Source organism: Shewanella sp. 10N.286.51.B7 (genome assembly GCF_002873615.1).
Classification (GTDB): domain Bacteria; phylum Pseudomonadota; class Gammaproteobacteria; order Enterobacterales; family Shewanellaceae; genus Shewanella; species Shewanella electrodiphila.
The window spans coordinates 57,483-71,054 of record NZ_MCUF01000021.1 but is presented as its reverse complement, the minus strand read 5'-3'; the positions used below and the strand labels follow the sequence as shown (position 1 = coordinate 71,054).

The 13,572-nt window shown below is 40.1% G+C and carries 12 protein-coding genes; 6 read left to right on the top strand and 6 right to left on the bottom strand.

All coding sequences use genetic code 11. The features are described from left to right. Positions 1–149: 149 nt before the first annotated feature. A complete protein-coding gene (locus BCU84_RS04595) occupies positions 150–401 on the top strand; it encodes a YfhL family 4Fe-4S dicluster ferredoxin (protein ID WP_055023738.1) in 252 nt (83 codons plus the stop codon). A gap of 102 nt (positions 402–503) precedes the next feature. Here BCU84_RS04595 and BCU84_RS04590 read toward each other — a convergent pair whose 3' ends face one another. After that, positions 504–1,025 carry an SCP2 sterol-binding domain-containing protein gene (locus tag BCU84_RS04590; RefSeq protein WP_102477172.1) on the bottom strand — a complete coding sequence of 174 codons (522 nt, stop codon included), beginning with the start codon at positions 1,023–1,025 and terminating at the stop codon, positions 504–506. A 136-nt stretch (positions 1,026–1,161) separates the two neighbouring features. Here BCU84_RS04590 and BCU84_RS04585 point away from each other — a divergent pair, with 136 nt between their 5' ends. Beyond that, positions 1,162–2,163 (top strand): peptidase U32 family protein, encoded by a 1,002-nt coding sequence (locus BCU84_RS04585; RefSeq protein ID WP_102526927.1) that lies wholly within the window; start codon positions 1,162–1,164, stop codon positions 2,161–2,163. 10 nt (positions 2,164–2,173) lie between these two features. After that, positions 2,174–3,061: a U32 family peptidase gene (locus tag BCU84_RS04580; RefSeq protein ID WP_102526926.1), complete on the top strand. Its 888-nt coding sequence runs from the start codon at positions 2,174–2,176 to the stop codon at positions 3,059–3,061. A 22-nt stretch (positions 3,062–3,083) separates the two neighbouring features. On the opposite strand, the gene BCU84_RS04575 is transcribed toward BCU84_RS04580, so the two are convergent. Further along, positions 3,084–3,791 (bottom strand): hypothetical protein, encoded by a 708-nt coding sequence (locus BCU84_RS04575; RefSeq protein WP_133146617.1) that lies wholly within the window; start codon positions 3,789–3,791, stop codon positions 3,084–3,086. A gap of 430 nt (positions 3,792–4,221) precedes the next feature. On the opposite strand from BCU84_RS04575, the gene BCU84_RS04570 reads away from it, so the two are divergent. Next, entirely contained in the window at positions 4,222–5,580 is a 1,359-nt protein-coding gene (locus BCU84_RS04570) for a YjiH family protein (protein ID WP_198589526.1), read from the top strand. 292 nt (positions 5,581–5,872) lie between these two features. Continuing rightward, positions 5,873–6,232 (top strand): PilZ domain-containing protein, encoded by a 360-nt coding sequence (locus BCU84_RS04565; RefSeq protein ID WP_102526924.1) that lies wholly within the window; start codon positions 5,873–5,875, stop codon positions 6,230–6,232. Between the two features lie 31 nt (positions 6,233–6,263). Here BCU84_RS04565 and BCU84_RS04560 read toward each other — a convergent pair whose 3' ends face one another. Continuing rightward, on the bottom strand, positions 6,264–7,121 hold the full coding sequence (locus BCU84_RS04560) for a diguanylate cyclase (RefSeq protein WP_102526923.1): 858 nt from the start codon (positions 7,119–7,121) through the stop codon (positions 6,264–6,266). Positions 7,122–7,343: 222 nt separating this feature from the next. Next, positions 7,344–8,717 carry a DNA repair protein RadA gene (gene radA / locus BCU84_RS04555; protein WP_102526922.1) on the bottom strand — a complete coding sequence of 458 codons (1,374 nt, stop codon included), beginning with the start codon at positions 8,715–8,717 and terminating at the stop codon, positions 7,344–7,346. A 208-nt stretch (positions 8,718–8,925) separates the two neighbouring features. Here radA and BCU84_RS04550 point away from each other — a divergent pair, with 208 nt between their 5' ends. Then, positions 8,926–11,322: a PilZ domain-containing protein gene (locus tag BCU84_RS04550; RefSeq protein ID WP_102526921.1), complete on the top strand. Its 2,397-nt coding sequence runs from the start codon at positions 8,926–8,928 to the stop codon at positions 11,320–11,322. A gap of 49 nt (positions 11,323–11,371) precedes the next feature. Here BCU84_RS04550 and BCU84_RS04545 read toward each other — a convergent pair whose 3' ends face one another. Together BCU84_RS04545 and serB are read right to left on the bottom strand one after the other, a co-directional pair. Further along, positions 11,372–12,274: an alpha/beta fold hydrolase gene (locus BCU84_RS04545; protein WP_102526920.1), complete on the bottom strand. Its 903-nt coding sequence runs from the start codon at positions 12,272–12,274 to the stop codon at positions 11,372–11,374. A 272-nt stretch (positions 12,275–12,546) separates the two neighbouring features. Beyond that, on the bottom strand, positions 12,547–13,533 hold the full coding sequence (serB, locus tag BCU84_RS04540; protein WP_102526919.1) for a phosphoserine phosphatase SerB: 987 nt from the start codon (positions 13,531–13,533) through the stop codon (positions 12,547–12,549). Positions 13,534–13,572 lie beyond the last annotated feature (39 nt).

Below are 13,572 nucleotides of genomic sequence, written 5' to 3'. Positions count from 1 at the left end.
TTTGTCTTCATTCAGGTCATTATTCATGGTTAAGTGCATGAAAATCCGCTGTATGAATCATTGAACGTCGGGACAGGGTAATTTTTACCATTATATGGAATATACATAAGCAATTGTTACAGATGAATTTTATAAGGTATATGAACTAGATGGCATTACTAATCGACGATAGCTGCATTAACTGCGACATGTGTGAGCCTGAGTGCCCTAATGAGGCCATCACCATGGGTGAAGAGATCTATGAAATTGATCCTGCGCTATGTACCGAATGCGTAGGCCACTATGCTAAACCGACCTGTGTTTCGGTTTGCCCTATTGATTGCATTGATCCTGATCCCAGCCACGCAGAAACCCCAGCTGAGCTGCAATATAAATATGAAGTCATTACAGGTAAGGTTTAACCCTTAAACTACATGACAAAAAAGGCGCTAATTAGCGCCTTTTTTGATGTTTATATTCATCCCATGTCTAACGCTCTTCATCTGAGTCATTATGACTGAATATTACGCCGTTGCGGCTGCCTGCTCATTAGCATAGCCTTGTAACGTTTGTAGCGTGATAGCTAACTTTTCAATGCTAAGCTTTACCGCTGCTGGTAACGTATCAAGCTCAATACCGAGCAATAAGTTTTTCACTTCAAGGCCGAGTTCGGTATCGCCTTCAATACGCAGCTTACGTTGAAAAAATAACGTGTCAGGATCTTCTTTGGCCGCAGCAACCAGTAATAACTCAGGCACATTGGCAGTAAACGTTACATCGGCTTGCGTCAAAGGACGTAATAATAACTGTTGATCGTAACTAATTTCAAAGTTGAGCGCGATGTCTTGCACACAAATAGCAACCCACTTACCTTGCAGAAAATCTAACTCACCAAATTTAATTTGTTCACTTAACGAAAGTGACAACATCTTAGCCAGAATATCCAACTTTACCTTTTCAGGGACAACAGCAAGAGACTGGGTGGCGACTTTAGGGGCGATATTAAGCAAATTTTTAGCAACCTTTCCTGAAAAACCGAAAGACATTCATACTCCTACACTGACAAGATTCCAATTTAAGCTAGTTTACTCACATTTTATCAATTGAAACCTGTTTCAAATCAAATCATGTGATGTCATTCAACTTTACACTCACTTTCAATCGAAATTTGAGAGAGAGAATATGGAACTCTTGTGCCCTGCAGGAAATTTAGCCTCATTAAAAGCCGCTTTTAGAGCTGGTGCAGATGCGGTTTATCTTGGTTTAAAAGATGATACCAATGCCCGCTCATTCGCGGGACTAAATTTCACCCCTGAACAAATAAAACAAGCCACTAAACTGGCACATAGCCAAGGTCGAAAGGTATTTTTAACATTAAACACCTTCCCAAAACCTGGTGAAGAATCCCGTTGGTATCAAGCGATTGATTTAGCAGCCAACATAGGGATGGATGCGCTGATCACTGCCGATATCTCATTATTGGATTACGCCAGTCGACGCTACCCTCATTTACCCTTGCACCTGTCAGTTCAAGCCAGTGCAACCAATCTAGCCGCATTAGACTTCTATCAGCAGGCTTTCAATATTGAGCGAGCAGTGTTGCCAAGGGTGCTATCCATAAAGCAAGTCAAAGACTTAGCTAAAAATAGTACCGTTGATCTTGAAGTTTTTGCCTTTGGCAGCCTATGTATTATGGCCGAAGGCCGTTGTCACTTATCTTCATATGTCACAGGTCAATCACCCAATACCGGTGGTTCGTGCTCTCCTGCAAAACATGTGAGATGGCAAGAACAAGGTGATAAATGCTTAACACGCTTAAATGAAGTACTCATTGATACCTCTGATGTTGATCAGCAATTAGGTTACCCAGTTGTGTGTAAAGGCCGCTATATCGCTGAAAATCAAACACAAGCCAAATACTTACTTGAGTCACCTACAAGCCTTAATACTCTTAGCTTACTGCCACAATTAGCATCAGCAGGGATAAAATCTTTAAAGATTGAAGGAAGACAGCGCAGCCCAGCCTATGTAGAGCAAGTCACCCGAGTTTGGCGAGAAGCGATTGATAGCTTTTTAACACACCCTGAGTCATTTACAGAGCAAGCTAGATGGAATCAAGTACTCGCTAAAGTTTCTGAAGGGCAAGTCACCACGTTAGGCGCATACGAACGTCAATGGCAGTAAGGTAATAATAATGAAAATATCTCTCGCGCCAGTAAGCTATTGCTGGGATAAAGCCACTATTGAAGATTTCTATCAACAGGCTGCGAATAGCCAGATTGATACTGTTTATCTTGGTGAAACAGTATGCAGTCGCCGCCGCCTTTTAAAATTCAAAGATTACCTTGAATTGGCACATATGCTCAAAAGCCATGGCAAAAACGTGGTGTTATCGACAATGGCTTTAATTGAAGCACAGTCAGAGTTAACTGAACTTAAAAAGCATATTGATAATGGTGAGTTTAGTATTGAAGCCAATGACATGGCAGCCGTACAACTTGCTAGACAAGCTAATATTCCTTTTATCTGCGGCCCTACGATTAATAACTATAATCGTGCCAGTTTAGACATTTTACAGGCCATGGGTATGAAGCGGTTTGTCATGCCTTATGAATTATCAAAAGCTTGGTTAGAAAGTGTCATTAGTGAGCCAACCAAGGCAAGCTTCGAAGTCGAAGTCATGGGCCATGGATATATTCCACTCGCTCATTCGGCTCGTTGTTTTACCGCAAAACATTTTGGTTTGAATAAAGATAACTGCGAAACAATTTGTCAGCAGCACCCTAAAGGGATTTTAGCTCAAACCCAAGAACAACAAGCGCTATTAAGGTTAAACGGTGTACAAACTCAGTCGGCTGCGAATATTGATTTGACCCAAGAGATAATATCGATGCAGCAAATGGGGGTCGATTACTTTAGAGTGTCGCCAAGTAGTCTTGCATGCCTTGATCTTGCCAATGAGCTAACAAATGCACTATCTCATGATGTGGTTGACGATAAATACGAACTGCCTTTCAGTCATATCAACACTCAACAATGTAATGGCTACTGGTTCGGTCAAGCTGGATTAGCGCAAGTGTAATAGCGCTTAATCGTCAACAGTATTAATTAGCCTTCATTTGTCGGTGGGGTAGAAAATACCACCGGCAAATACTCAACATCCATAGCCACATCGTCACAATACTGCACCAAAATAGAATTGATAACCACCACACTTCTGGTTTAGGTGATTGAGACACTATCGCTTGAAACAACATGCCATCAGATATGGGCTTAGCACCTAGACTTTCACGCCAATACTCATGGGATAAAATGGCGCCATGGATCAGTAAAATAATACCGCTGAATATAAACGGCATGCTCAATGCAGCTTTTCGTTTTATAGCACATTCGATAATACATAAAGCCGCGCTGAAAAATCCAAAGTAGATATAGATAGAAACAGCTTGGATGTGTAAGTGATGCACATTGAGAGGAAATAAGCCGATAGCCGCAAGAGAAATGAACGTGATAATTAAGGATAACCATAATAAGCCACCACTTAACCGCTGGCTCATCTGTAAACCAAATATGCAACTCATGGTTAAACTCAAACTGCCAAAAAACAAACCGCCATTAATCAATATCGCAGTGGATGAACGATTATAAGTACCGAGTTCACTCAGAGAAAACTGCAATAAACTGTACTTGTCACCGTACTGTATGTATTCAACTAAAACCGATATTACAATACCCAGAAAAAGACCGAACAGACCAAGCAAACCAAATAGGTAAGCTAATCTAGCAATCTTTTCCGTTTTATTTATTATCACAACTAGGTAAGTTCCTTGTAAATTCGGCTCTATCATACTTAATCATAATTGATAAAACCTCTATCCACGTCTAATGTTTACTAACTTAATTTAATAAAATATCGTAAATCTGCCGAAGTTGAAAACACTTCAAAGTTAAAACAACCGCACCCAACCTAAATAACACCCGCAAAACTCACACAAAACAATGCCACAACATTATGATTACAAAGGAATTAATACGTGCATTTACCAACAAAAGCTATAGAATATAGATAAGCAAAATAACTCAATAACTATTCGTTAAAGTGAATAGTTTTACATAGGCTAGATAAGCAGGTAACCTTGCCTCGCTTAACGCATCTTTGAATGGACATTCAGCAGTTTCCCCACCGGACGGTTAGACATAATCAACCATAAAAATTTGGTCAATGGGTAAGGCATATATAAAGTGACTCAAGAAAAACAAAAACATAACATAAAGACAATACTGACCTTTATCATTCCGTCACTGATCGGTTTGTTATTATTCATGACACCGATAAGCTATAACGACGCAATTACGATCCCAATTGCTATCATGTCTAAAGCGGTTCAGAGCCAATTTGCCGAGATTTTACCGCTGATTGTCACCTGTATCGTCGTGTTTATGGCAATCATATCGGTACTTTGTAAAATCATTAAACCTAAACTGGTTCAAGAAAGCGCCTTTTTGAATACCCTACTCAACGTGTCGCCATTTTGGTTAATCGTACGTATTTTGGGTGCTGTATTTATTGTACTGACCTATTTAGAAATCGGATCTGAGGCAATCTATTCTGCTGATACTGGAGCATTAGTACTGAACGACCTTCTTCCAGTGCTATTTTCCGTATTCATTTTCGCTGGAATGTTATTACCTCTGTTACTGAACTTTGGCTTATTAGAGTTTTTCGGCACTATGCTGACCAAGCTAATGCGTCCCATCTTCAACTTACCAGGAAGAAGTGCTATCGATTGTATGGCGTCTTGGTTAGGTGATGGCAGCGTTGGTATTTTAATGACCAACAAACAATACGAGACACGTTTATACACTGAACGTGAAGCTGCGGTTATCGGTACAACCTTCTCTGCTGTATCAATTACCTTTAGTTTAGTCGTAATTTCACAAGTTCAGCTTGAACATTTATTTGTGCCTTTTTACTTAACGGTTTGTTTAGCAGGTTTTGTTGCTGCCATTATTGTGCCTAAATTGCCTCCTTTATCCTGGAAAAAAGATTTATACATAGATAACACGCCTCGTCACCCTGATGATGAAATGATCCCACAGGGACATGGGGTAATGTCTTGGGGCTTTGAGCAAGCACTCAATAAAGCATCTCGTGCTGGTGGCGTTAAACATGTTCTACAAGAAGGTGTTAAGAATGTCGTCGATATGGTGTTTGGTATTATTCCTGTGGTCATGGCCATTGGTACTGTTGCCTTAGTTTTAGCAGAAAATACGCCTATTTTTGATTATTTAGGCATGCCATTTATCCCGTTACTTGAACTGCTACAAATACCTGAAGCTGATGTGGCTTCAACCACCATCGTTGTGGGTTTTGCAGACATGTTCTTACCATCAATTTTAGCCAGCTCTATTGAATCAGACTTAACCCGCTTTGTGATTGCCGCTTTATCTGTTACTCAGTTAATTTACATGAGTGAAGTTGGCGCGTTATTAATTGGCAGTAAAATCCCAGTAAACTTCTTTGAGTTGTTTGTGGTATTTATTCTACGTACTTTAGTCACACTGCCAGTGATTGCACTGTGTGGTCATTTGTTAGTTTAGTGGTTAACGCCATAATTGACTCAGTTCAACAATCAAATTGAGTATCAGCTAAACACCTTGCTTTAGATAATTAGCAGACAAAAAAGGAGCCTTAGGCTCCTTTTTTACGTTTGCAATAAAGCGGCAAACTAACCATTTGCCTCATGACTATGTTCCAACATAGCGCGTTAACTAAGTCATTATTGGCATTCATTTTTAGATAGCGTATTCTTTATAAATCAAAACAGATTACTGATGACTGTTTACTTCAGCATCTACAATTTGTGAGTTCAGTAAGTGGGTGGAATGTTTTATGGATGAAAGAAGAAAGTTCACACGTGCATTATTTGCGGCTACAGCTTCAATCAAGATTGAAGATAAAAGCTATCGTACAGATATTCTAGATTTAAGTATCAAGGGTGCCTTAATTTCAACACCTGATGGACTCGATGCAATAAAGGGGCAAAAAGTGGCATTAAGCTTTTTATTACCTGACTCTGATATCGTGCTAAGCATGGACACGCTCCTTGTTCATAAAGAGGCCAATCATTTAGGGCTTGAATGCCAGCACATTGATCTAGACAGTATTAGTCACCTTAAACGCATTATTGAACTTAATATTGGCGATGAAGAATTACTGCAACGAGAGCTGGCTCAGCTTGTGAGCATATAGCGGAAAAGGTTCAGCAGATGACTAAGCTTATCTATAACCACCAGCTAGTATCTATTGGTTCTGTCTGTGGGTAATCTTGGTTATCAAGGTAAATAATTTGCCGCTCAGATAACCTCGCTTTCAAAATAGAGTCACTGTAATACTTTAAAAATAACTCTTGGAAAGACAAATCATCCGCGGCTTTATTCAGCCCTTTCTCAATTCTTTCAGCTAATTCTGGTAGCTCTTTATTCACAAAGACATACACTGGTAAGTTATATACAAGCGCAATATTCGGTTCAATCATTAATTCCGGCAACTTACTACTTATGCGTTGTTGCTCTTGCCATACTTCATTGATTCCGCGAGGAAAGTAATCGAAACGTTTGGCATGCAACATTCGATGTAAACTACTTGCAGTGCCAATATCCTGTGTCGGTAATGCATTATGACGTAATACATCGATATCAGCCCAATGGCTGCCAAAGCCTGCGACAAATGATTCACCTAAGTCTTGAGTGTTTTTTACCTGGAGAAATTTTTGTTGATTATCTTGATGAATTAACAAAAGCCTGTATCCAAGTAAGCCTTTCAATAATGGAATTTTAACCGGAATAAAGGTTTGTTCACGCTGTTTGCTGGACGCTAGAAAAGCCACATCGACTTCACCCTGCTCAAGCATTTTTAAACCGCGACCTTGAGTGACCTGCTCAGTGAATTGCAAACTTGCTTCAGGATAATCGGCGGCAGTTTTATCAAGTGCCATTTTAAGAAGTTCAATATGATACTGAAAATGGTAATCAGTTTGATATAAACGTAATACTTGGGGAGAAGAGGATTTGGCAGAGGCTTCTGTAACAAAAAAGCAGATAAGCGCAATCAACAATAATTTAAAGTTAAGCAACAACATCATAATCCATTAGTAAAAGTATCCCTTCACGAGTATTCGTTTTCTCAATTGCTATGTCATCACAATTGCTTGCTCCCCCTAAAGAGCATGTGCTGAACATGCTGTAACAAGATCAAATATGATTTAGACAGCAAAAGCTCACGTCCTAACGGGTACAATAATTAGGCAAGGAATAATATCGTTTCTGATGTCGCTTGCCTAGTTAAAATTCAAACAAGTGTATTAATTTATCAGTTCAAGTAATTCATGAACCGTTTTAATCGGGTGAATTTTAGCCCCTAAGTTTTCCATCGACTTATGATAATTTCGATGAGGAATATAGATTTCGGTAAAGCCATGTTGCACTGCTTCCTTAACTCTTGGAACACCGCTATCAATTGGCCTGACATCACCATTTAAACTTAACTCACCCATGATACAAGTGGTTCGTGGTACGACAAAATCATTCAGACTGCTTAATAATGCTGTCACAAGTGCTAAATCGATACAGGTCTCTGACTCATCAATTTTCAAACCACCCACAAGGTTAAAGTAAGTATCATGAAAGATTTTGGTACGGGTATGCTTTCGAAGCACTCCTGTGAGCATTTTTATTCGGTTCATGTTCAACCCAACACAGACACGCTGTGGAAACTCGCCTTCAGTTTCAGTGGTCAAACATTGAATCTCTAACAATAAATTACGGTTACCCTTTCGAATACAGGTAATTGCGGCTCCTGGTGACTCAGTAGTCGAGCCCGAAAGGAATATTTCACTCGGGTTATCGACACTTATCATGCCTCGCTCTGTCATCTTAAAAATACCGACAGTATCGACATCGCCAAAACGGTTTTTATTAGCCCTTAGGGTTCTTATCTGGCCGTCATTACATTCAATATGGGTGAGACAGTCGACAATATGAATTAAGGTTTGCGGCCCTGCGGTTTCATTATTTTTGTTAACATGGGCAACCAAAAACATGGTGACGTTATTTTGTTTACAGTATTGAGTTAACGCTTGGGCACTGCTTTTAACTTGTGATGGTGAACCTGGACTACCATTGGCTAAGTCTGAGACCACAGCTTGGATAGAGTCAATAACAGCAAACTTAATTTGCTTGGCTTCTAACTCTGCAATAATGGCTTCAACATTGGTTTCCGCCATTAGATATAAGTTATCTTCGTTATAATTAAGCTTTAAGCGATTCACACGATTTTTAAACTGCGATAGTGACTCTTCAGCAGTACAATAAAGCGATGGCATAACTTGAGACATACGTGCAATCAGATCAGATAAAAGCGTTGTTTTACCTGCGCCAGGATCGCCAGAAATAATATTCACTGAACCCGTCGTTAACCCGCCACATAATACTCTATCGAGTTCGCCAATCCCGGTTAATCGCTTTTGCGCTTCAAACTCTTCAACCTCGGCTAATTTTTTAGAGCCACCACCTACAGAGCCAGCATAACCAGCAACAGAAGTTGATGATGATTTCACAGCAGCAATACGCACCTCTGAAATCGTATTCCATTCTTGGCATGCACTACATTGTCCTTGCCAACGAGGAAAGTCTTGCCCACATTCATTACACACAAACGCTGTTTTATTCTTTGCCATGCTTCACTGTCATTAAGTTAATCAAAAGAAGAGTTTTAGGTTAATAATCAACCAAGCTACATTAAAATGGTATTTTAATAGTTTTATTACTTGCTTTAACAGACACATAAATTAAATTTGTATAAAGTAAGTATTTCGCTAGCCGATAAGACTACCAGTCAGACTTATATTTAGCACCTAGTTCTCGCACCAAAACTGAAAAGAGCCAATGAGCATAGAAGACCATAGTCAGCTAATAGAACAACTCAAACCGCTACTGATGGAACCAGATTTCAAAGATGTCTTTGAAAAGCTGACTATCGACGAATCTAATTCGACTCGATTTTTGCTCAAAATGGAACTCAATCGCCTTTCTGCTATATGTACCCGAATAATTGATTTACGCGATAAAACAGAATTGCACTGCGAAGAAGTCAGCGTGGCTAAACAGCGTCACTTTCTTGATGAGCCTGCAAAAGCTTCTTTAGCCCAAGCACTACAAATTTATCGTAACAAGTACACAATCGGTGTTTATGAGCACGTACTTAATGAACATAGACATCGCAAAGAACAATTACGCCTAAATAAGCAAGAACCTGCCATAGAGAGTTCAGAGTTAGTGGTACCTGGTGTTGTCATGGGAAGTTACTTTAATCGCAGTGAAGAACGAATGAACTACTCTATTCGTATCTCAGCTTCTCAAGATGGCGGTGCAGACGTTATCGGTGCGAGCTTAGATCTATCCGTTGGTGGAGCCAGAGTTCGACTGCCAGCTAAGCATCGCTTTGACCAAGACAAACCACTGCGAATTAAGCTATTAGAACTTAACGAAGAATTCTTTTTTGAAGACCTGCAAAACGGTGTCGACTATCAAATTGTCGATATCCAGAATAAAGATGACAGCGCTATTATGCGTTTACGGCGCATGGGTGATAGCGTTGAATTAGATAAAGTGCTCACCCAACTTATCCGTGGCTATAAGTTTCGGTATAAAGTGGATGTTAATGATGTCATCGTTAATGCTACGGGATTAGGTTTTGAGCGTCACTACTTGCCTATGCTGGCACACATGCCGCTGTATATATCAGTAGCTGACGGTAAGCCTTTTATCAGTCACAAGCTGCTAAGTCGTGGCAACCAACCCATTTTGCAGTATTTTCTTGACGAAAAAGAAGTGAGTCAACTGCCCAGCATGTTGACCAATAATCGATTAGTTAACCTACTTAAATACCCCGAAGAAACTGACCACAGTTTATTCTTTTGCTTTACCCACCAAGCCAAAGGTGTGACCCAGTATTTTTCAGCTTCATTGCATGAGCTGAAACAACATAATGCCATGCAGCTATTCTTTGGGTTTGGCGCAGCAAAAGAGAGCTGGCGGATCTATAAGGTCGCGCAACAAAAGGTTGATCATAAATTAAATTATAAAACCTCTACCCTTCCTGGCGATGAAAGCCAGTATTCGGCATTGACCGAACAACAATTGGCAAGGTTTAGTTATATCTTACAGATCGTTGATTTAACTAATGAAGATGTCAGGCCTAATTATCGTGCATGGTTTAATGAAGGCGACAACGTCAATTCGCTTAAAATATTTAATCAGCTAAAACTGAAAAAAAATACCGTTAAGCGTTTATCTATGCCATTTAGTGAGCGTAGAAGAGAAGCTCGTTTTGCATTTAAAACCATTATCGAAATTGAGCAAGAAGGCAAAAAGAGCCGTGGTATAACCCATGATATATCCACTCGAGGTTTGCAGTTTACCCTTGAAGATAATACTCAATTTACAAGTCCTGCTGAAGTCAGTCTACACTTTCCAAAGCTGCAAGCTATCGCGGGTAAAACAGAATTAAAGAACCTGCCATATCAATTAATCCGTAGTCGTAATAATCATCAAACATTACATTTATCAGCCATCGTTGGCCACGAGCCTCATGCTGGTGTTGAGTTTATTAATAAGCTTATTAACCACAACCGAGATAAGTTTGAGCAACTATCGGATGATGAAGGTGAGCTTAAAGAGCTCGCTGACGGAATGAAAAATTTACTATTAAGACAACTTGTTGGTGTGCCTTATTTCGTTGAAAAAACCAAAAAATCGGCACAACTAGCTTGTATTGGTATTGGTACTAAAAACGATGAAATTAGCCACCTTTTTGCTGCAGGTTCGACGCAACCACTTAGCTTTAACCTCACACCATTATTTGATGAAGCCCAGTTTAAACAGCACATTATCGACCCTATCAGAGCCATGAAGCCTATTGATGGTGTGGAATACTTTGAAATATTCATGCAAATATCTCGTCAAGGAAGAGGTGCTATTAATATTCAGTCGCAACTGATGAATGATTTTAATAGTCGCAATGCACAAATTAGTTTCATTCACCATGCCCAATCAGTTGGACGTTTTATGGCATTACGCGTTTACTTCGGTGCTACAGAAAAAACCGATATGAGCTATATACGACGTGAAATGGAATATATCACTATCCATGCAAAACATAGAGCTAAGCAGCTTGAAGAGCGCCTATGGCAGGTCATCGGCAGCGGAGAACTATTAGATATTACCGCTGAAGTAGAGGTTCGCTTCCCTGAGCTACATATAGAAAATTCAATTAATAATTAAACTTAACAATTTCTAAGTGTAGCTAAGCTCTGCATAAAGCCTTTTAAACCTAAAAACGGTTATACCAATCACTCACGAGCGGAAAGTGATCTGTCACAGCTGATTTATCGGTGAGCATTCCTGCGTGGGTGTAATCCTGTTTGAAGCCTTTATCCTTGGCAAGCAAAGTATAGTCAGCATGCTCCAGTCCACACTCACTCATCATGTCTTTAACGTCTGATGGATTACCCAGTACAAAGTCTTTTTTACCTGCAATAAACCAGCTTTTCGGCCACTTAATATTTTGTACCGCCTCGCTATAATTAAACTGATCTTCTGCATCAACCCAGTCGCCTCTAACCCAATCAATAGTTTGCAATAACGATAACCGGCTTTCATTATCCATTCCCAGGCGATACTTATCGGCTGCAAGATAGCCTTGATACTTAGTCATTAGCGGCGCGAGGCGATTCCAAAACAAATCTACCATCATGGTTTTTCTAAATGACGACACTTTAATGGTTCTTTTACTACCGAATGTAACAAATGACGCCACTTGATCGCGCAAAGCAGCTAAACGAATAAAACTACTGGCCATTAACACCCCACCCCATGAATGGGCACACCAATGCACCTTTTGTGCTTTAGCATGCTGCAGCACGAACGCGTGGGCAATAGGCAACTGCTCTAGAATCACTTCTGTTTGTCCCATGTGATAATCAGCATCAATTCTTGGCTCGCTCGCCCCTCTACCCGCTGTATCCAGTACATAAACATCATAGCCTTGCTCAGCAAGATAACAGCCTAATCCTTTACCTGAAGGGCTATAAAAAACGCGCCCATTAGACATAGCACCATGAAGCATCAAGATGGGGGTACGACTATCGCTACCCGACTGAGATAAAGGGCTTGCTTTGATATGGCGAAGATGAAGTTTTCCATTTCGGTAAGGAAGGTAATGAGAGTGCTGCATACAAGTCTTGATATATCCGTCATCATGAATATAACCACGGTAAACACAGCGAGTGTTAAATACAAGTAAATTAGAGTAATAAATCTAATCAGCCAAATAGATTTAATCAAATCTATTTGAATAAGTCGCTCATGCTAGAGAGCGACTTCACCAGCAAGAGCACACCAGTTTTCCTAACAAACTCATTGCCAAGCAAACCTCATCACAATAAAAAGCACCATCGCGATAAGTTCAGTTTATTGTATAGTTTTGTGTATAGTTTATTGAATAGCTTAGCCTTGTAAGTAAAACACTAAACAACGTAAGTCTAGTTTTTGAATATTGGCATCAGCGGCCGCAAGCAGTTTAGGTTTAGCATGAAAAGCGACCCCAAAGTCTGCCGCATTAACCATTGGGATATCATTTGCGCCATCGCCAATGGCCATTCGTTGACCCGCCGCTATTTGCCACGATGCGCTGCTTTTATCAATCACATCGGCTTTATATTGCGCATCTACCACTTCACCAGTGACTTCACCTGTTAACTTGCCGTCTTCTATCACAAGCTCATTGGCATAAGCAGCATCAAGCTTTAAAAGATCTTTTAAGTGGCCCACAAAAGGCGTAAAGCCGCCAGATGCTAATACTAACTTCCAATCATTAGGTTTAAGCTCAGCAACTAAGCTTTCAAGCCCTGGCATTAATGGCAAGTTCTGACATAGTGTCGTAATAATCTCTTCACTGGCACCAGCAAGTTTACCGACACGCAATCGCAGACTTTCTTCAAAGTCCAACTCACCCTGCATTGCTCTTTCTGTGACTTCTGAAACAGCATCGCCCACACCCGCCATTGCTGCTAGTTCATCTATGCATTCAATTTGAATCGCCGTTGAGTCCATATCCATGACCAATAAGCCCGGCTTAAAAAAACTTGGTAATGCTTGAGTCACTTCAAGTATCTCGGCATTTATGTCAGCAGGAAACTGTTCAATTAATTGGGTTAATCGAGAAGATGAAGCAATCTCAACTCCTTTCAGGCTGTTGTGGCGCATTAACACCGCAATAGAACAATCTTGTTCTAAACCTTCAAACCACTGACTAATCCCATCAAATGCCGACTCATCAAATATCACCCGAAATCGATGCGGCTGTTTTATCTGAATATTATTAATAAACTCATCTTCAAAATAACGAGTCAGTGTTATATCACTATGAGTAAAAGACGCATCAAACCCTGAGAATAACCAAGTTAAAGCTTGTATATTTTTCTGACTTTCCATCGACTGCATTTCCTCAATGATTGCGACTATCTACTATTA

Bases quoted from the DNA above. Each gene is read 5' to 3' on its own strand.
- radA (WP_102526922.1), bottom strand. From the start codon at position 8,717: ATGGCAAAGAATAAAACAGCGTTTGTGTGTAATGAATGTGGGCAAGAC.
- BCU84_RS04560 (WP_102526923.1), bottom strand. From the start codon at position 7,121: ATGTTGTTGCTTAACTTTAAATTATTGTTGATTGCGCTTATCTGCTTT.
- BCU84_RS04565 (WP_102526924.1), top strand. From the start codon at position 5,873: ATGGATGAAAGAAGAAAGTTCACACGTGCATTATTTGCGGCTACAGCT.
- BCU84_RS04545 (WP_102526920.1), bottom strand. From the start codon at position 12,274: ATGCAGCACTCTCATTACCTTCCTTACCGAAATGGAAAACTTCATCTT.
- BCU84_RS04585 (WP_102526927.1), top strand. From the start codon at position 1,162: ATGGAACTCTTGTGCCCTGCAGGAAATTTAGCCTCATTAAAAGCCGCT.
- serB (WP_102526919.1), bottom strand. From the start codon at position 13,533: ATGGAAAGTCAGAAAAATATACAAGCTTTAACTTGGTTATTCTCAGGG.
- BCU84_RS04580 (WP_102526926.1), top strand. From the start codon at position 2,174: ATGAAAATATCTCTCGCGCCAGTAAGCTATTGCTGGGATAAAGCCACT.
- BCU84_RS04590 (WP_102477172.1), bottom strand. From the start codon at position 1,025: ATGTCTTTCGGTTTTTCAGGAAAGGTTGCTAAAAATTTGCTTAATATC.
- BCU84_RS04595 (WP_055023738.1), top strand. From the start codon at position 150: ATGGCATTACTAATCGACGATAGCTGCATTAACTGCGACATGTGTGAG.
- BCU84_RS04550 (WP_102526921.1), top strand. From the start codon at position 8,926: ATGAGCATAGAAGACCATAGTCAGCTAATAGAACAACTCAAACCGCTA.